Origin of the sequence: Xanthomonas cannabis pv. cannabis, assembly GCF_000802365.1 — a bacterium.
In the GTDB taxonomy this organism is placed as follows: Bacteria; Pseudomonadota; Gammaproteobacteria; order Xanthomonadales; family Xanthomonadaceae; genus Xanthomonas; species Xanthomonas cannabis.
On record NZ_JSZE01000020.1, the window covers coordinates 1 to 21,107 of the forward strand.

13 protein-coding genes and 2 pseudogenes are annotated in these 21,107 nt (G+C 65.0%); 9 read left to right on the plus strand and 6 right to left on the minus strand.

Features of this window, described 5'->3' with window-relative positions; genetic code table 11:
* The first annotated feature begins 288 nt into the window (after positions 1–288).
* Positions 289–1,842, plus strand: a complete 1,554-nt coding sequence (locus OZ10_RS05030; RefSeq protein ID WP_039409611.1) for an alginate export family protein — start codon at positions 289–291, stop codon at positions 1,840–1,842.
* A 287-nt stretch (positions 1,843–2,129) separates the two neighbouring features.
* Here OZ10_RS05030 and OZ10_RS05035 read toward each other — a convergent pair whose 3' ends face one another.
* Entirely contained in the window at positions 2,130–3,485 is a 1,356-nt protein-coding gene (locus OZ10_RS05035) for a hypothetical protein (protein WP_081419319.1), read from the minus strand.
* Positions 3,486–3,996: 511 nt separating this feature from the next.
* Here OZ10_RS05035 and OZ10_RS05040 point away from each other — a divergent pair.
* From OZ10_RS05040 to OZ10_RS05050, 3 genes are all read left to right on the plus strand, one after another.
* Positions 3,997–4,671, plus strand: coding sequence for a DUF502 domain-containing protein (locus tag OZ10_RS05040; RefSeq protein WP_039409647.1), 675 nt, complete (start codon positions 3,997–3,999; stop codon positions 4,669–4,671).
* A gap of 4 nt (positions 4,672–4,675) precedes the next feature.
* On the plus strand, positions 4,676–5,452 hold the full coding sequence (locus OZ10_RS05045; RefSeq protein ID WP_039409616.1) for a queuosine precursor transporter: 777 nt from the start codon (positions 4,676–4,678) through the stop codon (positions 5,450–5,452).
* 195 nt (positions 5,453–5,647) lie between these two features.
* Positions 5,648–7,597: a DUF885 domain-containing protein gene (locus tag OZ10_RS05050; RefSeq protein ID WP_039564068.1), complete on the plus strand. Its 1,950-nt coding sequence runs from the start codon at positions 5,648–5,650 to the stop codon at positions 7,595–7,597.
* A gap of 132 nt (positions 7,598–7,729) precedes the next feature.
* Here OZ10_RS05050 and mmuM read toward each other — a convergent pair whose 3' ends face one another.
* The 5 genes and pseudogenes from mmuM to OZ10_RS05070 form a co-directional block, all read right to left on the minus strand.
* Positions 7,730–8,698: a homocysteine S-methyltransferase gene (mmuM, locus tag OZ10_RS05055; protein WP_039409621.1), complete on the minus strand. Its 969-nt coding sequence runs from the start codon at positions 8,696–8,698 to the stop codon at positions 7,730–7,732.
* Positions 8,695–10,092, minus strand: a complete 1,398-nt coding sequence (gene mmuP, locus OZ10_RS05060; protein ID WP_039409625.1) for an S-methylmethionine permease — start codon at positions 10,090–10,092, stop codon at positions 8,695–8,697. The genes mmuM and mmuP overlap by 4 nt, the downstream gene beginning before the upstream one ends.
* 308 nt (positions 10,093–10,400) lie before the next feature.
* Positions 10,401–10,627, minus strand: a pseudogene (gene uvrD, locus OZ10_RS21010) (DNA helicase II); the annotation flags it as partial.
* A gap of 17 nt (positions 10,628–10,644) precedes the next feature.
* Positions 10,645–11,070 carry a hypothetical protein gene (locus tag OZ10_RS05065; RefSeq protein WP_039409628.1) on the minus strand — a complete coding sequence of 142 codons (426 nt, stop codon included), beginning with the start codon at positions 11,068–11,070 and terminating at the stop codon, positions 10,645–10,647.
* Between the two features lie 56 nt (positions 11,071–11,126).
* Positions 11,127–11,819, minus strand: coding sequence for a hypothetical protein (locus OZ10_RS05070; RefSeq protein WP_039409631.1), 693 nt, complete (start codon positions 11,817–11,819; stop codon positions 11,127–11,129).
* A gap of 590 nt (positions 11,820–12,409) precedes the next feature.
* Here OZ10_RS05070 and gloA2 point away from each other — a divergent pair.
* The 5 genes and pseudogenes from gloA2 (at position 12,410) to metG (ending at position 21,091) form a co-directional block, all read left to right on the plus strand.
* Complete coding sequence (gloA2, locus tag OZ10_RS05075) at positions 12,410–12,799, plus strand: SMU1112c/YaeR family gloxylase I-like metalloprotein (protein WP_039564069.1); 390 nt, start codon at positions 12,410–12,412, stop codon at positions 12,797–12,799.
* A gap of 34 nt (positions 12,800–12,833) precedes the next feature.
* Positions 12,834–14,648: pseudogene (locus OZ10_RS05080) on the plus strand (M1 family aminopeptidase); the annotation flags it as partial.
* Positions 14,649–14,866: 218 nt separating this feature from the next.
* Positions 14,867–15,316, plus strand: a complete 450-nt coding sequence (locus OZ10_RS05085; protein ID WP_039409641.1) for a DUF2147 domain-containing protein — start codon at positions 14,867–14,869, stop codon at positions 15,314–15,316.
* A gap of 466 nt (positions 15,317–15,782) precedes the next feature.
* On the plus strand, positions 15,783–18,887 hold the full coding sequence (locus OZ10_RS05090) for a TonB-dependent receptor domain-containing protein (RefSeq protein ID WP_039564070.1): 3,105 nt from the start codon (positions 15,783–15,785) through the stop codon (positions 18,885–18,887).
* A 122-nt stretch (positions 18,888–19,009) separates the two neighbouring features.
* Positions 19,010–21,091, plus strand: coding sequence for a methionine--tRNA ligase (metG, locus tag OZ10_RS05095; protein ID WP_039412368.1), 2,082 nt, complete (start codon positions 19,010–19,012; stop codon positions 21,089–21,091).
* Positions 21,092–21,107 lie beyond the last annotated feature (16 nt).

Below are 21,107 nucleotides of genomic sequence, written 5' to 3' on the forward strand. Positions count from 1 at the left end.
GCATTGGGGATTCGCCAAAACGAAAACAAAGCCGTGGTCGCCAGCTTGTTCGAGCAGTGTCGGCATCGCAGCGAGCTCCACCGCAAAAACCCAGCGCCGCCGTTGCGAATCCCCAATGCCGAATCCCCCAATCTCCGCCCCACTAGCGCCCGCCTACGCAAACCCCAGTGCGTTCATGAGCTTAGAACCTTTGGGTTACTGCGTTTCCGGCACGGCTTTACTACAGTCAACGCCCCCCGTGCCGATAAGCTTCGCTCAGGGGTTTTCATTTTTCGATGGGGCAAGACGATGCAATTGACACGCTTGGCGCAGCCGGCCATGGCTGATACTTCCTTTGGTGCCACGCGGCGCCTGTGCCTTGCGATCGGGTTGGCATTGCCGGGCCTGGCGCTGGCGCAGGTGCAGCCGGCACCGGCCAATGCCGAGCAGGCCGTTGCCGAGCCGGCCAAGGCGCCGGTGACCACCGCGCCGGCCACCGCAAAGGGCTACCCGCAGGAAGCCCAGGGCTGGGGCGCCAAGCAGGGCGGCAACATGTGGCAGGTGCGCTGGGCCGAAGACTGGTCGTATTTGAAAGACACGTCCAAGCGCAAGAGCCCGTTCGATCCGCTCAAGTACATCCCGCTCAGCGAAGACGGCGATGTCTACGTCTCGCTCAGCAACGAGCTGCGCGTACGCAGCAACACCATCACCAACCCAGGGCTGATTCCCGGTAGCCACTCGCAACAGCAGTATCTGCTGCGCGCGTTCTTCGGCGCGGACCTGCACGTGGGCGAACACTTCCGTCTGTACACGGAACTGGCGCACGGCAGCCTGGATGGGCGCAACGAAGGCGCCAAGACCGGTACGCAGGAGAACAACGCGATCCTGCAGCAGGTGTTCTTCGACGTGAAAGGCCGCATCGGCAGCGCCGACACCGGTTTGCGGGTCGGCCGTCAGGTCTTCGTCGATGGCCCCACCACCTTGATGGCGCTGCGCGACAATACCGACATCTTCGTCACCTTCAACGGTGCGCGTGCCTGGGCGATCGGCGACAAAACGCGTGTCGACGTGTTCGACTTCAATTTCAACCTGGATGGCACCGAAGGCCTGGGCGACGACCGTATCGACCGCTCGCGGCACTTCCGCGGTGTGGTCGGTGGCTACCGCCTGCCGACCGCCAAGCCGATGTACCTGGAACCGTTCTTCTATCAATTCCGCAACGACAATCAGGTGTGGGGCCGGCAGACCGCCGAAGAGCACCGCAATTACTACGGCCTGCGCCTGTGGGGCAACGTGGGCAAGCTGCGCACCGATTCGTTCGTGACCGTACAGCGCGGCAGCTTTGGCGGACGCGACCTGCGTGCCTACATGGCCAGCACCTCCAACGCCTGGTCGCTGAGCGAAACCGGCTGGAAGCCGCGCCTGGGGTTCCATAGCGAAATCGCCTCCGGCGGTGGCGGCACCTCCGGTACCGGCACGCTGCGCAACAACAACTTCCTGTACGGCAACACGATCTATTTCAGCTGGGCCACCTTCTTCGGTCCGGTGAATCTGGTCACCGCCGCGCCGACCTTCACCTTCTCGCCCACCTCCAAGCTCACCGTGAATCTGGAATGGGAAACCCTGTGGCGCCAGACCACCAGCGATGCGATCTACAACAACCAGGCACGCGCCTATGCACGCACGCAGAACACCGGCGAGCGCCGCATCGGCACCATGCCGCGCATCAACGCCACCTGGAACATCGACCCGAACTGGTCGGTAACCTTCCGCGCCGAGCACCTGATGGCCGGCCCCGCGCTGGAAAGAGCCGGTTATGGCGATTCGACCTTCGTGATGGGCTGGTTGAATTTCCGCTTCTAAGCATGCGGCGGTACGCCTGCGCGCACCGATGCGGTGTGCGTTATTGCTGCGCGCCTGCACAGCGACACATCCACATGCCGCGTCCTGTCAGGGACGCGGCATGTTGCTTTTCAGCGTAGCTGACTGCAGCGGGTGCCATGACTGCGGCGCGCACGCCTCGCAATCCCGTGGTGATCGCACCGGCTCGGCCATGAAGTACCAGAGGCGCTGCTGACGGACCAGGTCGTGGCCTCACAGGCTCCACTAGCGACCTGATGGATGCGCCACGCCACTGACACGTCGCGACGCTACTGGATCGCAGTGCTCGCGCGCTCCGCAAGCCGGCTGGCCGGCATTGGCCAGCGATCGTCTCCTGCACCGTCCTCGCGTCTGGCATACCGAGCGATGGTCAGATGTTTGCCGTCGCCGCCAGCCTGCAGCGGGCGCATCTGTCCGCGCAGTGCAGGCGGCAGCTCGGCAAGTCGCTGCGCAAGCGGCCGCGTATCGGCCGGGCGATCGCGCAACCACAGCAGGGCTGCCACCGCATGGACTGCCGCGGCAGTGTCCTGCAGCTTGTGCTGGTAATTGGCATAGTCCGGACGCGCCGCGCTGACCAACAGGCAGCCGGTGGCATTGGCCACGCAGGCCACCGTGGCCGTGTCGGGCGTTGCCACCATGCCGGGCGGCAGCGCCTGATCCTGCGCCAGCAATGCCCGCACCGGCGCGCTGCAGGCCCAGGTAAAGGTCGGTGCCAGCAGTGCCTGGGTGCGCTCGCGGTCCAGTAGCCGTGGCGAGATGCGATCCAGCCAGTCGCGATCGCCATCCTGGACAGACGCGTCCTGCAGCATCGAAAACACCAAGCGCGATTCGCCGTGCAGCGCATTGCACAGCGAGATCTCTTCCATCGCGGCCGGTGCGAATGCCGCGGCGCACTGCGCAGGCAGCGACGGCTGCGCCGGCAGCTCGGCCAGCATGTCCGCAAACAGCTGCGCGTTGCCGCGCAGCATCGCCGCGCCGATCATCGTGACCGCCAGGTTGTCGCTGCTACGCAGCAGCACCCGGGCAACCTGCGCGTTGGTGCAGACATCGCTCAAGGCCTGGGTGGTACGCCCCTGGACGAAATCCAGTGCGCTGGCGGTCATCGACAGCGGCATCCGCGGCAGCTCGGGCAACGTCATATCGGCGCGTGGCCGGAACGGGCTGCGGTAGTCGGTGTAGTTGGCCAATGCCCGCATCCTGCTCAGCATCGGCCCCTGTGCGGCCAGCGCATCGGCATAGGCCTGCGGTTGTTCGCGCACGCGCTGTAAACATCCGCCTGCACTGGCACCGCACAGGGCTGGCGCGGTGGCTGGCCAGCTTGGCAGGCGCGGATAGCCCGAGACGGCACTGCGAAACGGCGCCTCGCTTGGCAGCCGATTCAGGCGTTCCACGTCCTGGGCCAGCACGGTCTCGCGCTGCGCTTCCGGAACCGCGTAGGACAGCGACCAGAGCGCCGCGAACATATTGGCCCCACGCATCGGCGGCAGCGGTTGACGCAGCTGCGCCAGCGCCTGCCGCTGTGCATCGGGGATGGGCCAACGTTGGGAGACGGCATACAGCGCCGCCACTACCGCAAGCAGGATGCAAACACCGAGCAAGGCGGTCTTGAGGAACTTGGCAAGCATGTGCACATCCATCCCTGGGAAGCTGCGCATCTTAGTGCCATCGGCGCAGCACCGCGACGGGTGGACGAAGTCGCGTCCACGTATCGGCATTGCGTTCTTTCAGCAGGCAAAAAGCAGCGACAACCGATTGAGTGACACGTTCGCGCAATGTCCGGGCGAGTACAGCGGACGCTGGCGACCGCCTGCCGGTCTTCATGCAGCGTGGTTGGGATGGTCGGGTCGCCGACATCAATGGCGGTCGTACCCTCATCCGGCGCTACGCGCCACCTTCTCCCGGCGGGAGAAGGGAGCGGCCTTTGCCTTTGCCTTTGCCCTTGCCTTCGCCTTCGCCTTCGCCTTCGCCACTGACACGGCAACTGCCTCTGCCCCAGCAGTTGCAGTTGCAGTTGCCGCAGCAATTACCGATCGCGGCAGTCCAACAGTGAGTGAGCGCGTTTACAAATCCCGAATGCCCACTCCCCAATCCCGGCCTCACCTCCACCGGACGCGGCCGAATGCCTACACTATGCAGATGTCCGAATCCCCCACTCCGCATTCCCGCCCTTCCCTGCAACGCGTGTTTCTCACCGGGTTGCTGACCTTGCTGCCGGTCTGGCTGACCTGGGTGGTGGTGAAGTTTGTGTTCGCGCTGCTCTCGGGTATCAGCAGCCCCTGGGTGGTGCCGCTGTCCGAGCGTATCGCCGCCTCGTTCCCGGATAACCTGGGCTGGATCAAGGCGCTCTGGGTGCAGAACACCATCGCGCTGATCGCTACCGTGGCGGCGATCCTGTTTGTCGGCATCCTGAGCCGACGCGTGATCGGCCAGCGCCTGCTGCGCTGGTTCGAGGCGATCATGCGGCGCATCCCGCTGGCCAGCGTGGTCTACGACAGCGCGCGCAAGTTGCTCGACATCCTGCAGACCCAGCCGGGCAGCACCCAGCGCGTGGTGCTGATCGACTTCCCGCATCGCGACATGAAGTCGGTCGGCCTGGTCACCCGCGTCATCAAGGAACAGGGCACCGGCCGCGAGCTGGCCGCGGTGTATGTGCCGACCACGCCCAACCCGACCTCCGGCTATCTGGAAATCGTGCCGGTGGAATTACTCACGCCCACCGACTGGAGCGTGGATCAGGCGATGAGCTTCATCATCTCCGGCGGCGCAGTGGCACCCGAATCGGTTCCCTTCACCCGGACGGCGGACCGCTGAGACCATGACACACGTGCGTACCCTCGACGATCGTGCGGTACGCCTGTTCATTGCGCTGGCCGCGTTCTTCTGCGTCAACGCGGCACTGGCCGAGTTCATCGGCGTCAAGATCTTCGCGCTGGAAGACACGCTGGGCATCGCGCCGTTGAACTGGAACCTGTTCGGTCAACGCGGCTCGCTGAGCTTCACCGCCGGCACCTTGTTGTGGCCGGTGGTGTTCATCATGACCGACACCATCAACGAGTTCTTCGGCAGCCGCGGGGTGCGTTTCATCTCGTGGGTGGCGGTGGCGTTGATCGGCTACGGCTTCGTGTTCGCCTTTGCGGCCATTGCGCTGGCGCCGGCCGGGTGGTGGGTGACCGCGGCGCAGAGCCAGGGCGTGCCGGACTATCAGGCCGCCTTTGCGGCGGTGTTCGGGCAAGGGCTGTGGACCATCGGCGGCTCGCTGGTGGCGTTCCTGGTCGGCCAGTTGATCGACGTGTCGGTGTTCCATCGCATCCGCAAGCTCACCGGCGAACGGCACGTGTGGCTGCGCGCCACCGGCTCCACTGCGGTGTCGCAGCTGGTGGACAGCTTCGTGGTGATCTACATCGCCTTCGTGCTCGGGCCCCAGCACTGGTCGATGGATCAGTTCCTCGCGGTGAGCATGCTCAACTATGTGTACAAGATGGGATTTGCCGTCCTGCTGATCCCGCTGCTGTATCTGGCGCGTCGCGGCATCGGCGCCTACCTGGGCGCCGAGCGGGCCGAACAGTTGCGCCAGGAAGCCGCGGCCGATTGAGCGGCAAGGCTTGCCGGGTGGCGCGCTTGCCAGGCGCTGCGAGGCATCCGCCGATTGCCGCGCTGCATCATCCGAAGCGGAACCGCGTCCAGCCAGTGCGCCGCATGAATTGCCGATAGGCGGTATGACCGCGATGGGTGGCCGTAACCGTGCGGATCGGGCAAGCTCCCCGCTCGCTTGTTTCCGGAGCCGGTAATGCCCCTCAGCTTTTCCCGCCTGCTGTCGCTGGCCCTCGCCGCCGTGTTGAGCCTGCCAGTGGCAGCGCCCGCCGATGCGGCCAAGAAGAAGACCGCCAAGGCACAGACCACGCAGACGCGCGCGAAGGCGGGCAAAGCCAAGAAGACCACCAAACCCGCGGCCAAGGGCTCCAGGACCGCCAAGGGCAGCAAGGCAGCCAAGGCGCGCCCGCGGCCCGTCGTCGCCCCGGTGGTGCTGACCAAGGCCCAGCAACTCAACCTGCTCTACGATCAGTACTGGGATGCCTCGCTCAAGCTCAACCCGCTGCAGGCCACCTTCCAGGGCGAGAGCCGCTACAACGACCAGTTGCCCAACTTCCTGTCGCCGGCATTCCGTCAGCAGTCGCACGATTTCACCGTGCTGTGGCTGGGCAAGGCCGAGGCGCTCGGGCCGGACGGTCTGAGCGGCCAGGACCTGTTGAGCTACCAGATCTTCGTGCGCGATGCGCGCAGTGCGCTGGCCGCCGAGCAGTTCCCCAGCTGGATGCTGCCGATCAACCAGTTCTACAACATCGCCAGCATTGCCGTGGTGCTGGGCTCGGGCACCGGCGCCCAGCCGTTCAAGACGGTCAAGGATTACGACAACTGGTCGCGGCGTGCGCTGGGCATCCCGGACCTGTTCGACCAGGCCATCACCAACATGCGCGCCGGCATGCAGGCCGGCGTGGTGCAGCCCAAGGTGCTGATGCAGAAAGTGCTGCCGCAGCTGGACGCGATCATTGCGCGCAGTGCCGAAGACAGCCTGTTCTGGGGGCCGATCCGCAACCTGCCGGCCGACATGCCCGAAGCCGACAAGCAGCGCCTCACTGCCGAGTACAAGCGGCTGATCGAGGTGCGCATCCTGCCGGCCTACCGCGCGCTGCGCGGCTTCATCGCCACCGAATACCTGCCGGCCTGTCGCGACACCGACGGCCTGGCGGCACTGCCCAACGGCGCGGCCTGGTACGCCTACGACGTGCGCCAGAGCACCACTTCGGAGCTGAGCCCGGAGCAGATTCACCAGATCGGGCTGGACGAGGTGGCGCGTCTGCAGGGCGAGATCCAGGCGCTGGCCAAGCAGGTCAAGTTCCGCGGCAACCTGCCCAAGTTCTACAAGTTCATGCAGACCGACAGGCGCTTCAGCTTCCGCAGCGAGACCGAGCTGCTGGGGTATTACCGGGGCCTGCAGGGACGCGTGCAGGGCGCGGTGCCGCGCCTGTTCACCGTCCAGGGCATGCCGGAGCTGGAAGTACGGGCGGTGGAGCCGCAGCGTGCGCAGTCGGCGGCCAGCGGCTCGTACATGCGCCCCAGTGCCAACGGCAGCGCGGGCAGCACGCCGGGCATCTTCTACGTCAACACCTCCGACCTGCCCTCGCGCAAGACCTGGGAAGCGGAGAGCCTGTACCTGCACGAGGCGATCCCCGGCCATCACTACCAGCTGGGCCTGCAGCAGCAACTGACCGACCTGCCCAAGTTTCGTCGCCTGGGCGGCGAGACCGCGTACATCGAAGGCTGGGGGCTGTACGCCGAATCGCTGGGCCGCGAGCTGGGGCTGTATCAGGACCCGTACAACTATTATGGCTACCTGCAGAACGCGCTCTGGCGCTCGATCCGGCTGGTCGCCGATACCGGCCTGCACAGCAAGGGCTGGACCCGCACCCAGGCGATCGACTACATGCTGGACAACTCGGCGATGAGCCGCACCGATGCCGAAGCCGAGGTCGATCGCTACATGGCCATCCCCGGCCAGGCACTGGCCTACAAGGTAGGCGAGATGAAGATCGCGCAGCTGCGCGAACAGGCCCAACGCGAGCTGGGGCCGCGCTTCGACGTGCGCGCCTTCCACACCGAAGTGCTCAAGGACGGCTCGGTGCCGCTGGAGATCCTGCAGGAGAAGATCCAGCGCTGGATCGCGACCCAGAAGGGCTGAGGCAGACACGCGCGGCACAGTCCTGTCGCGCGCGTCCCGAAACGGGCGTGCCATCGCACGTCGGCAGACGCGACGCGCCTGCCCGTCCACCGCGGCCGCGGCGGCCACGGCGCGCCACCGCCGTGACCATAGTCAGCCCCGGGCGGCCGCCCGCGCCGCGGCCAACGCGGCGATATCGCGCGGCGTGGTGCGGCAACAGCCGCCGATCAGGCGCGCGCCGGCGGCAAGCCACTGCGTGTGCTGGTCGGCCAGGGTGCACGCCGGCGTATCGCCGGCGTGCCAGCGCTTGTCGCTGGCGTCGTAGTGTTCGCCGGAGTTGGGGTAGACCACCAACGGCAGCGTGGTCAGCGCCGCCAGGCTCTGCAATGCTGCAGTGACCTGGTCCAGCGCAATGCAGTTGATCCCCACCGCCAGCACCTGCGGGCAGGCGTCCAATGCCGGCACCACCTGCGCCAACGGCGTGCTATCGCTCAGATGCGCCGCGTCGCGCAGGGTGAACGAAAACCATGCGTGCAGCTGCGGAAATTCTTCCAACACCCGGCGCAAGGCGTCGATCTCGCTGGCCGAAGGCAAGGTCTCGCAGGCCAGCACGTCCACCCCGGCCGCGGCCAGCGCGGCGATGCGCGGACGGTGGAAGTCCATCATCTGCGTCAGCGGCAGCACGTAGTCGCCGCGATATTCCGAGCCATCGGCCAGATAGGCACCGTACGGCCCGACCGACCCTGCCACCCATAGTGGCGCGGCCTGCGGCCGGGCCTGCAGATGATCGGCGCGCGCCTGCACGGCCAGCGCCACGCTGCGCGCGATCAGGGCCTGCGACTGCGCCAGGTCCAGTCCGCGCGCGGCAAAACCCAACGGCGTGGCCTGGTAACTGGCGGTAATCGCGCAGTGCGCACCGGCAGCAAAATAATCGCGGTGCACCTGGTAGATCAGCTCCGGCTGCTCCATCAGCACGCGCGCCGACCACAGCGCATCGTTGAGATCGCAGCCGCGCTGTTCCAGCTCGGTGGCCAGGGCGCCATCCAGCAGCACATAACCGTCGTGCTGCAAGGCCTGGCTGAAAGGCGCATCGGCGCGCGGCTGGCGTGGAAGAATCGTCATGCGTGCAGTCTCCGGGCCGCAAGCCAGTGGGTCAGTGCGTAGGCGCCATAACACAGCGCGACGAAGGGAATGCCGCAGTACAGCGCGATGCGCTGCTGCGGATCGAACGCCAGCCCTATGCAGGCCAGCAGACACAGCAAAAAGCCCAGGATCGGCGTCCACGGATACCACGGCGCACGGTACGCCAGCGTCTCCAGCGCAACCGCATCGCGCAGCAGCTGGCGGCGAAACCGGTAATGCGCAGCGCAGATGCTCAGCCAGACCACCACCACCGCAAAGCCGGAGACCGCCGAAATGGCGACGAACACGGTGTCGGCCGCATACACGCCGGTGAGCAGCGCCAGCAAGCCGCCCAGCATGCTCAGCGACACCGCGCGCAAGGGGATGCCGCGGCGGGTCAGACGCGCCAGGCCCGCCGGCAGGGTGCCCTCGTTGGCCAGCGACCACAGCATGCGCGCGGCTGCATACAGGCCGGAATTGGCCGCCGACAGGATCGCGGTGAGGATCACCGCATTCAAGATATCCGCCGCATACGGAATGCCCAGCAATTCGAATGCGCGCACGAACGGGCTTTTTTCCACCGCTGCCTGCCCGGCCGGCAGCAAGGCGGCCAGCACCAGTACCGTGCCTACGAACAACACCACCAGCCGTACCAGCGTGGTGCGGATCGCCAGCGGAATCGCGCGTGCCGGCTGCGCGGTTTCGCCGGCGGCCACGCCGATCAATTCAGTGCCGGAAAACGCGAAGTTCACCGCCACCATCGTCATCAGGATCGGCAAGCTGCCCTGCGCAAACCAGCCGTCGGCGCGCAGATGGCGCAGCCCCGGTGCAGGCGAACCGTCGGCCAGCGGCAGCACACCGATCACTGCCGCGCCACCCAGCACGATGAACACCACGATGGTGATCACCTTGATCAACGAAAACCAGAATTCGCCCTCGGCAAACCAGCGCGCCGACACCGTGTTCAAGCCGAAGATCAGCGCGCAGAACAGCAGGCACCACGGCCATGCCGGGCTATGCGGAAACCAGTACTGCATGCAGAACGCCGCGGCGGTCAGGCTCGATCCCAATGCCACCGTCCAGGTCAGCCAGTACAACCACGCCACCACGTAGCCGGTGGCCGGGCCCAGATAACGCGCCGCATACACATGGAATGCGCCGGTCTGCGGCATCGCCACTGCCAACTCGCCCAGGCACTGCATCACCAGGTACACCACCAGCGCGCCGATCAGATACGCGATCACCGTGCCCAGCGCGCCGGTGCTGGCAATGATGTAACCGGTGTTGAAAAACAGCCCGGTACCGATCACCCCGCCCAGCGACAGCATCACCAGATGACGCACCTGCATGCTGCGCTGGAACTGCGGTGCGGTGGCCGACGACGATTCGGGCATGGGTGCATCTGATCGGGGGGAAGCCGTATCCTGCCACGCGCAGGCAGGCGGGCACAGCCGTGTGCGGACGAGCCATGAGCCATGCGCTCTGGCTGACTGACGGGCGGCGATGCCGCCAATTGGTATCCGCAGTCCCTCGACCTGCCACATCATCACCATCCAGCTGCGCAAACCTCTGCGCGCGGCCGGTCTGCCCACGAACCTTCCACTGCCACAGCACCGTGCATGCGATGACCTTGCTGCGCTCTGCATCGCGGGCACACGCCTGCCCTGTAGGTATGACGCGCCCTTGACCGTGCCGGGTCCAACTAGGCCTGCACGCGGGCACGCGCGCCGCTGTCATGGTCGTCGATGACCACGCCGCCGAACCTGGGATGCTGCACGTTGGCGCCGAGCGTGATCGCCGGCGCCTCGATCATGCCGTGCCGCATGCTGCGCGGCGCGCCCAATGAGGCGCTGCGCGAAACCTGCGCACCTTCGGCCGCACGTCGTGCAGCAGTTCGCGCGGGATCTCGCGCAGTACGCGCGAGGGCAGAACGTTCGCCGTGCCGGTCAGGGATCGAGCCGGCAATAGGCGCCCGGGGTATAGCCGAAGCTCTCGCGCATCGCGTTGCGAAACTCCGCGAACGTGAAGTCGGTCGCCACGCGCATCAACACGCCGGCATAGGCACCGCCGGTTTTGCCGTCGCTGCCGGTGCCCCACTGCACCTGCCACGTCGCGTAGGTGTGGCCGTCGTGGGTCTGGGCCCGTTGCAGGTCCACACGCAGGCCTTTGACCAGATCCATGCCCACGATCACGCCTTCGCTGTTGGCATAGTCGGCGGGGACTTGGAGCACTGTGTCGTCGTTGACCTTACTGCGGCCGATGCCGACATAGTTGGCGATCTTCGCCGTCAGGTAGTCGTCGAGCACATGCTTGCGGATCTTGCTGCTGGCACTGCCGAACGTGCCGGTGCCGTTGTTGGTGTAGGTGGTCATGGAGACAGTCCTCTTGTGTTGGATGGATGCGCGGATGGGCGGCGGTGCAGCGCCGGTCAGAGTTGGTGCAGGCGTTCGATGAACCCGGCGCGGTCCTCGATGCGCTGTTCGGTCGCGATCAGCGGCCTGCCCTGCCAGGTCGCCCTGCCCACGCGGGCGAGAGTTGCCTCGGCATCGCGTATATCGCAGGCAGTCATCACTCCCTCGCTCACGGTCAACCGTGCATAGCGGATCAGCACCCGGTCGTGTGCGGTGTAGACCACCTGGCTGGACGCGGCCGCGGTCACCTGGGCCAGCACGGTCTCGGGCTGCTCAACCAGCGCAGGCAAGCGGCCCGATGTCAGCGTTTCAATGCGACTGCTGTTGCAGATGCCCGACCAGCCGGCGAACACGCCGTGCTCGGTGAGCAGCGGGACCAGTTGCGGCAGCGAGGCCAGCGAAAAACAGGTATCAACGATCAGCGCCGGCGTGCGGATGCCGATGGCGACCAGATCCTCGATGAAGCGCTGAAACACAGCGACATCGCGGCAGCCGTTGAACTGGGTCGGTGCGCCGCGGTTGTCCACATTGCCGTGGCCGCCGCCGATCCACACCGTGTCGTACTGCAACTGCGGCGTGTCCTGTGCGGTGCGCGGCAAGGCTGCGACGATCACGTCGCGACCTGGCAGCGTGTCGGCCGGGTGCTGGATCACATGTACGCCCTGGGGGATGGATTTGAGATGCGGCGGGTGGAACGCGAGAATGGACATGGGTAAGTTCCTGACATGGAAGGACGATGCCCCGGCGGCGTAATGCAAACGCGCACCGATACGACATCGGTGTCCAGCATCGGTTGCGTCGACAGTGCAGCCCATCGGCAAACCCCTGACATCGGCCTGCCAGGCAGAGGATGTTGGCGCTGCACGTGCGCGCTGGCGCCGTGGACGAGTCAGCCGTGCGGTGGTCCTCGCTGTGCACGCACGGAGCGCTGCGTCAGGCGCATTGCATCACTTCCGCCCGATGTCGATCGGCCAACCTGCCCAACGGACACAGACGGGCACAGTCATGCGCAGGCGAGCGGTGAAACAGGGCCTGCGGCTAACGCTCGGGCGGTTATGCTGCCGACTGGTTTCTGCCGGTCCTCTGACATGCCGCACCATTACCTTCCATCTGCGCAACCATCCGCGCACTGCCTGCTTGCTGTGGGCTTGCCCACAACGCTGCCAATGTCACAGCACCCTGCGTGCGATGACGCGACTGCGTCCTGCATCGCGGGCACACGCCTGCCATCTGCAGGCGCGGCGCCGTCGAGCGTGCCGGCACTGCCCGGCTGGCCCACGTCGATGCGTCGGAGCGCGGCATGATGCTCGCCGGCATCCACCATGTGGCCATCATCGCTGGCGACTACGCGCGCTCCAAACAGTTCTACTGCGGGATCCTGGGCCTGCGCGTGCTCGACGAGCATTACCGGCAGGCGCGCGATTCGTGGAAGCTGGATCTGGCGCTGCCCGACGGCGGACAGATCGAGCTGTTCTCATTCCCCGCTGCCCCGGCACGCCCCAGCCGCCCGGAAGCGCAAGGGCTGCGCCACCTGGCGTTTCGCGTCGTAGATCTGGACAGCGCGGTCGCGCATCTCAACGCGCACGGCGTGGCCACCGAGGACATCCGCCTCGACGAATACACCGGCCGCCGCTTCACCTTCTTCGCCGACCCGGATGCGTTGCCGCTGGAGTTGTACGAGGTCGGTTAGGACCTGCGAACCTCGCAGCCCGGTTGCGCGGTACAGCTTCCTGTCGCCGGAACAAGAGCTGGACCTGCAAGCACGTTACGAGCGCGAATACCGTAAGTACAAGGACCTGCCGCAGCCGCGCATCATCGCCGTGGACAACCACATCGACCTGCATCCGGAAACGCAGTCGGCCGTGATCGATGCCACCTGGACCGTGCGCAATAGCCGCAGCGTACCGATCAGCGAGGTGCACATCGGCATGCAGGGCCGCAGCGGCGACCGTAGCCTGGTGACAGTGGATCTGGGCGGGCAGACGCTGATCACACATGACATTCCGGCCGGCTACCGCATCTATCGATTGCAGCACCCGCTGCAACCTGGCGAGGAGCGCATGTTCCGCTTCCGCGTGGACCAGCACCCACACGGCCTTACCGCCGCGCAGGCACAGACCGATCTGGTCGCCAACGGCACTTTCTTCAACAGCAGGTCGTTGCCCTGGTTCGGCTACAACACGCAAGCCGAGATCACCGACCGCAACGACCGCCGCAAGCGTGGCCTGGGCGAACCGACGCGCATGCCCAAGCTGGAAGACCGGGGTGCCCGCGCCAACACGTATGTCAGCAACGATGCTGACTGGCTGCAGTTCGCCAGCACCATCTGCACTGCCCCGGATCAGATCGCACTGGCGCCCGGCTATCTGCAGAAGGAGTTCCAGCAGGCTGGCAGGCGTTGCTTCCGCTACGTGATGGATCGCCCGATGCTCAACTTCTATGCCTACCTGTCGGCGCGCTGGCAGGTGCGCAAGGCCTACTACAAGAAGATTCCAATCGAGATCTATTACGACCCCAAGCACCCGTACAACGTGCAACGCATGATCGAAGGCGTGCAGAAGTCGCTGGCCTATTACGAAGCCAATTTCACCCCTTACCAGCATCATCAGGTGCGCATCATCGAGTTCCCGGGCTATGCGGGGTTTGCGCAGTCGTTCGCCAACACCATCCCTTATTCCGAATCGATTGGATTTATCGCCGACCTGCGCGACAAGAACGACATCGACTACGTGTTCTACGTCACCGCGCATGAAGTGGCGCACCAATGGTGGGCGCATCAGGTGATCGGTGCGAATGTGCAAGGCGCCACGATGCTGTCCGAATCACTGGCGCAGTACTCGGCGCTGATGGTGATGGAGCGCGAATACGGGCGCGCGCGCATGCGCCGCTTCCTCAAGTACGAACTGGACCGCTATCTGGAAGGACGCAGCGGCGAAACGATCGATGAGCTGCCGTTGTATCGGGTGGAAAACCAGCAGTACATCCACTACCGCAAGGGGTCGCTGGTGTTCTACCGCCTGCGCGAGGAACTCGGCGAACAGGCGCTCAATCGCGCATTGCAGCGTTTTTTGCAGGCCAAGGCATTTCAGCAGCCGCCTTACACCACCTCCGCCGAGCTGCTGCAGGCCATTCGTGCCGAGGCACGCCCTGATCAGCAGGCAATGATCACCGATCTGTTCGAAAGGATCACCTTCTACGACAACCGCGTGGTGAGCGCGCAGGCCCGCAAGCGCCAGGATGGACGCTTCGATGTGACCGTGCAGGCGCAGGCGGCCAAGATGCAGGCCGATGGCCGCGGCAAGGAACACGCGGTTCCGATGGACGACTGGATCGAAGTGGCGATCTACGGCCTGCCCTCTGGCAAGAACGCCACGGCGCCACTGCTGGCGCTGCAACGCCAGCACATCACCAGCGCAACGCCCAGCTTCACCTTGACCGTCGACGCCCTGCCCATCGAAGCCGGGTTCGACCCCGACAACAAGCTGATCGACAGGGTACCGGACGACAACCGCAAACGGATCAGTCTGCTGGCCAATTGAGCTGCCGGATGCGGCAAGCTGTGATGGCCGCAGCAACGTGGCGTGGCTGCGGCGTCCGCCAGTCGCGCGCGTGGTTCGGAAGGCCGGGGCTGCGGCGCACCCTGCAACGGCCGCGCATGAACGCATCGTCCAGGGCGTCTTTCCCGCACCATACTCCACGGTATACATTCGCGATCAGGCCGCCGACGGCGGCCCTAGCAATCCCTGGGAGGGGACATATGCGCAAGACCTTCAAGACCCTGCTGGTGGCCCTGCCGCTGGCCGCCGCCTCGCTGCTGGCCCAGGCCTCCGACTCGCCGGTCGGTCGCTGGAAGACCATCGACGATGAAACCGGCAAGCCCAAGTCGGTGGTGCAGATCGAACAGGCCGCCAACGGCACCCTGAGCGGCAAAGTCGTCGAGATCCTGCAGTCGGCCAAGGGCCCGAACCCGCTTTGCGACAAGTGCGAGGGCGAGCGCAAGGGCAAGCCGATCAAAGGCATGACCATCCTGTGGGGCCTCAAGGCCGGCGGCACCGCCGTGTGGGACGGCGGTTCGGTGCTCGATCCGGCCAAGGGCAAGACCTACAAGGCCAAGATCACCCTGACCGAAGGCGGCAAGAAGCTGCAGATGCGCGGCTATGTGGGCATCGAAGCGCTGGGCCGCACGCAGACCTGGGTGCGTGAGTAACCAGCACATGCGATGGCCAATGGTGGCGTGCAATGCGCCACCATCCCCGTTTGCGCTGTAGACGAGCAGCAAGCGGCGGCCTTCCATTCTCCGACGGGGGTTACCGCGCCACTTAAACGCCCCCCCCCCGTTTCGTTATCTGTGCAGCACGCGAGACCGACCTTCCTGGTCAGCTGCGCGAACCCTCTTGCGGTATACAACTCGCGAGAGCCGCACCCTGGGCGTCACAATCGCTTCCGCCTGCAACTGACGACGTCATCTTCAACGTGCGCCAGCAAGTGCGCCTGGCAGTTCGGCGGCGATGACGAAGTTAATGCGCCAAATACGTAGCAAATGCGAATGGACGCGTTGCAAAAGCGAGCACAACCGTGCATGAATTAACACGGGGTAAACATGTCCCGCGAATTCATCCGCCGGTCATGCCGTTGCGACATGACCGCTGACCGCTAGAGGAGAGAGCCATTCCATGAGTAATCGCACACGTTGGCCACGCGCCAGCTCGCTGAGTCTTGCCCTGATGTCTGCACTGGTGGCCGCCACCACCGCACAGGCGCAGAGGGGTGAAGCACCTACAACGGCTGCATCCGACCAGGCCAGTACCGGCGGAGAGGCAAAGCAGCTCGATAGTGTCATGGTGACCGGCTCACGCATCGCCCGTGTCGGGTTTGATTCGTTGGAGCCGGCGAACGTTGTTGGCCGCGAGTACATCCAGGGCTTCGGCTTTACCAACGTGGCCGATGCGATGTTCATCCAACCCAGCTTCAGTGCGGGTGCGTCCTCGCAGGGCGACCAATCCGGCTATGGTGCGGGCGTCAACTTTCTTGGCCGTTTCGGTCTGGGTTCGAATCGTCAACTGACCCTGATCAACGGCCGTCGCTTCGTTTCCTCCAATCCCCCAACCGTCTTCGGCCCCGATGGCGGAGGCACCCAGGTGGATCTCAATGTTGTCCCGACCATCCTGATCGATCAGGTCGAGACCATCGGCGTGGGCGGCGCTCCGACCTACGGCTCGGATGCAATCTCCGGCGTCAGCAACATCATCCTGAGGAAGAACTACCAGGGTGCGGAGGTGCGCATGGGCTATGGCCTCACCGATCGCGGCGACAACGAGCGCTTCAACTATTCGGCGCTGCTCGGCAGCAATTTTGCTGATGGCCGCGGGAACGTGACCATCGCATTGGACGCCGACAACAGCCAGGGCGTCCTCAGCTCGGCACGCAGATTCCTTCGCCAGAGCTATTCGTCCCGTCCCAACCCTTCGGCCAGCGCGATCGCGGCATTTCAGCCGGGCCGGACGCCTGGCAACGACGGCCGGGTAAACCCGCAAACCGGGTTCAATACGGGCGCAAACGACGGCATCCCCGGGCGTGTCCTGATCCGCAATCGCCGCATTAGCGACATGACCTGGGGTGGCTTGCTGTTCCCCGCCGACGGGAACACCGTGCGCGACGCCAGCGGGCAGCTGCGTGGATTCGGCAGCAACGAAGATCAGTTCGTGCAGTTCGATCGCAATGGCAACCTGGTGAGCTACAACCCCGGCACCAATTTTGGCGTCAGCGATGCCTCCGGCGGTGACGGCGTCGATCTGACCGAAACATCCCAGATCATTTCCGACCTGGACCGCAAGTCGGTGTTTGCCCTCGGCAATTACGACTTCAACGAGCACGTCTCCGGCTTTTTCGAAGCCTCCTTCTACAGCTCGACTGCACGCGAGCTGGTCGATCAGAACGTCTATAACGCCGCCGGCTTCGGCGTGGGCGCGGTCGATGGCAGCGGCGACCAGAGCGGCACCTTGAACTTCAACATCAACAACCCGTTCCTCACCGAACAAAACCGGCAGGTGCTGCGCAACCTGGGTGCAGAAGACTTTGTACTTTCACGCTCATCGCGCGACCTGGCCCTGAACAACTCGGGCACCGACACCAACCTGTGGCGCGCGGTCTTCGGCCTGCAAGGTGCGTTCGATGCGGCTGGTCGTAACTTCACCTGGGAGGCGAGCGTCAATCACGGCGAAGGCAACTTTGATTATTACGGCACCGGACTGATCCAGCAGAACTTCATCAATGCGCTCAATGTCACCCGGAATGGTGCAGGCCAGATCGTCTGCGACAGTGCGGCTGCCGGGACCACCGCCGACCCGGCGTGCGTTCCGTTGAACATCTTCGGCGAAGGTGTAGCCTCTTCGGCTGCGCGCGGGTACGTCACCACGCCGACGCATGCAGAAGCGCAAATGAAGCAGACAGTGTTCAACGCCAATATCACCGGCGCGCTGCTGGACCTGCCAGGCGGCGAACTGCGATTCAATGCCGGCTACGAGCGCCGCAAGGAACAGGGCAGCTTCACGCCCAGCGAGTTCGAGCGTCTGGGCCAGGGGCGTTCGGTTCCGATCCAGCCGGCCTCCGGCGAGTACACCACCAACGAATATTTCGGCGAAATTCTTGCGCCACTGGTCAACCCGGACGCCAATATTCCTGGCCTGCACCGGTTGGATGTGACCGGCAAGATCCGCCGGGTTGAAAATACCGTCAACGGCTGGTTCAGCGCCTACACCTACGGGCTGCAATACGAGCCCGTTGCGGGCGTACAGCTGCGCGGCAACAAGACCCGCTCGTTCCGCGCTCCGTCCATTGCCGAGCTCTACACCAGCCAACAGCCCGCGTACTACTTCATCCCCGAGCCTTGCAGCGCAGCGCAGATCGGCAGCGGCCCCCGGCCGGACGTGCGTGCACGCAACTGCCAGGCATTCTTCGACTATTACAGCAACGTCGACCCGGCATCGTTTGAGGAGGCGCCCAGCAGCCAGCTTGGATCGGTCAGTGGCAATACGCGCCTGCAGAACGAGCAGGCAGAGTCGTGGACGGCCGGCATCGTGCTGCAGCCGGAATGGATCAAGGGTCTGCGCATCGCAGCGGACTGGTACGACATCCAGATCACCAATGCGATCACCACGCTGACGGAGGCCGACATTGCCTCAGGCTGCTTCGATAGCGACACCTTCAACGTCAACGACGTCCCCAATGCCAACAGCTTCTGCAGCCTGATCACGCGCAACCCGCAAACCGGTGTGGCCAACAGTATCCGCACCAGCTATACCAACGGCCCGTACACCAACTTCCGCGGTTGGACTGCCGAGGTCAATTATCGGTTTGATCTGGCCGACATGAACTGGGGCACCGGCGTGGTGGATCTGGGTTTCTACGGCTATTTCCCCAAAACCCTGGAAAGCGCGCCGGCACAGGATGTTCCGCCCGACGAAGCGGTCGGCGAGATCAACACCTCGAAGCGGCAATTCCAGTGGAATGCGCGCTACATGAGCACGCACTGGAACCTTGGCCTGAGCGCCAACTACACCAGCGGCGCGGTGTATGACCTCAACAACACGGTCGAGACACGCGACTTTGCAGGCATTCCCAGCTTTACATCCTATGACGCGAACGTGGGCTATGCGCTCGACAGCCACACCAGCGTCAATCTGGCCGCATTGAATGTGACCGACAAGCTGGCGGCGTTTCCGTGGGTCTATGACGGGCTGGGCCGTCGCTACATGCTGACCCTGAATCACCGGTTCTGAGGGCTGCCGGCGACCGGGCCTGGTAAGGGCCCGGTCGCCGGCCTGCAGCCCTGCCCCGGGGACGTTGGCGGGCAGCTGGCATAGCCGTGCGATAATCGCGTGTCCCCCGCATTACGCCTGCCATGACCCGCACCGCACTCGTCACCACTGCCCTGCCGTATGCCAACGGCCCGCTGCATCTTGGCCATCTGGTCGGCTATATCCAGGCCGATATCTGGGTGCGCGCGCGCCGGTTGCGCGGCGACAAGACCTGGTTCGTCTGCGCCGACGACACCCATGGCACGCCGATCATGCTGGCCGCCGAGAAGGCCGGGGTGACCCCGGAAGCCTTCATCGCCAGCGTCCAGGCCAGCCATGAGCGCGATTTCGCCGCGTTCGGGGTGACCTTCGATCATTACGATTCGACCAATTCGCCGGTCAATCGCGAGCTGACCGAGGCCTTCTACGCCCGGCTCGAGGCCGCCGGCCATATCAGCCGGCGCTCGGTGGCGCAGTTCTACGACCCGGCCAAGGGCATGTTCCTGCCGGACCGCTACATCAAGGGCATCTGCCCCAATTGCGGCAGCGCCGACCAGTACGGCGACAACTGTGAGGTCTGCGGCGCCACCTATGCGCCAACCGAGCTGAAAGAGCCCAAGTCGGTGATTTCCGGCGCCACGCCGGAGCTGCGCGATTCGGAGCATTTCTTCTTCGAAGTGGGCCATTTTGACGGCTTCCTGCGGGAGTGGCTGGCCGGCGACGTGGCGCTGCCCGGCGTCAAGGCCAAGCTCAAGGAATGGCTGGACACCGAAGGCGGCCTGCGCGCCTGGGACATCTCGCGCGATGCGCCGTATTTCGGCTTCCAGATTCCCGGCCAGCCGGGCAAGTATTTCTACGTGTGGCTGGATGCGCCGATCGGGTATCTGTGCAGCTTCAAGACGCTGTGCGCGCAGATGGGCGAAGACTTCGAATCGCATCTGGTGGCCGGCACGCAGACCGAGCTGCATCACTTCATCGGCAAGGACATCGTCAATTTCCACGGCCTGTTCTGGCCGGCGGTGCTGCACGGCACCGGCCACCGCGCGCCCACGCGCCTGCACGTCAACGGCTATCTCACCGTGGACGGCGCCAAGATGTCCAAGTCGCGCGGCACCTTCGTGATGGCGCGGACGTTCCTGGATGTCGGCCTGGAGCCGGAAGCGCTGCGTTATTACTTCGCGGCCAAATCCTCCGGCGGTGTGGACGACCTGGATCTCAACCTGGGCGATTTCATCGCACGGGTGAACGCGGATCTGGTCGGCAAGTTCGTCAACCTGGCCAGCCGCTGCGCCGGCTTCATCGGCAAGCGCTTCGACGGCAAGCTGGCCGAGGCGCTTCCCGATGCCGCGCAATACCAACGTTTCGTCGCGGCGTTGGCACCGATTCGCGAGGCCTACGAACGCAACGATGCGGCCAGCGCGATCCGCCAGACCATGGCGTTGGCCGACGAGGCCAACAAGTACATCGACGACACCAAGCCGTGGGTTATTGCCAAGCAGGACGGCGCCGATGCGCAGTTGCAGTCGGTGTGCACGCAGGGCCTGAACCTGTTCCGCATCCTGGTGGCCGCGCTCAAGCCGATCCTGCCGCGCACCTGCGCCGAAGCCGAAGCGTTTCTGTCTGCGCCGATGACCAGCTGGGAAGACGTCGAGCGCCCGCTGACGACGCATACGATCCAGCCCTACACCGCCCTGTTCACCCGTATCGACCCCAAACTGATCGACGCCATGACCGACGCTTCCAAAGACACCCTCGCCGCGCCTGCTGTACCCGCTGCAACCGCCAAGCCCGCATCAACCAAGGCCGACGCAAAGCCTGCCGCTGCGAATCCCCAATCTCCAATCCCCAATCCCGGCCTCATCGGTATCGACGATTTCGCCAAGCTCGACCTGCGCATCGGCAAGGTGCTGGTCTGCGAATTCGTGGAAGGCTCGGACAAGCTGCTGCGCTTCGAACTGGATGCCGGCGAGCTGGGCAAGCGCCAGATCTTCTCGGGCATCCGCGGCAGCTATGGCGAACCGGAAACGCTGGTCGGCCGCAGCGTGGTGTTCATCGCCAACCTGGCCCCACGCAAGATGCGCTTCGGCATCAGCGAAGGCATGATCCTGTCGGCCGGCTTCGACGGCGGCGCACTGGCGCTGCTGGATGCCGATGATGGCGCGCAGCCGGGCATGCCTGTTCGGTGAAGCGGGATTCGGGATT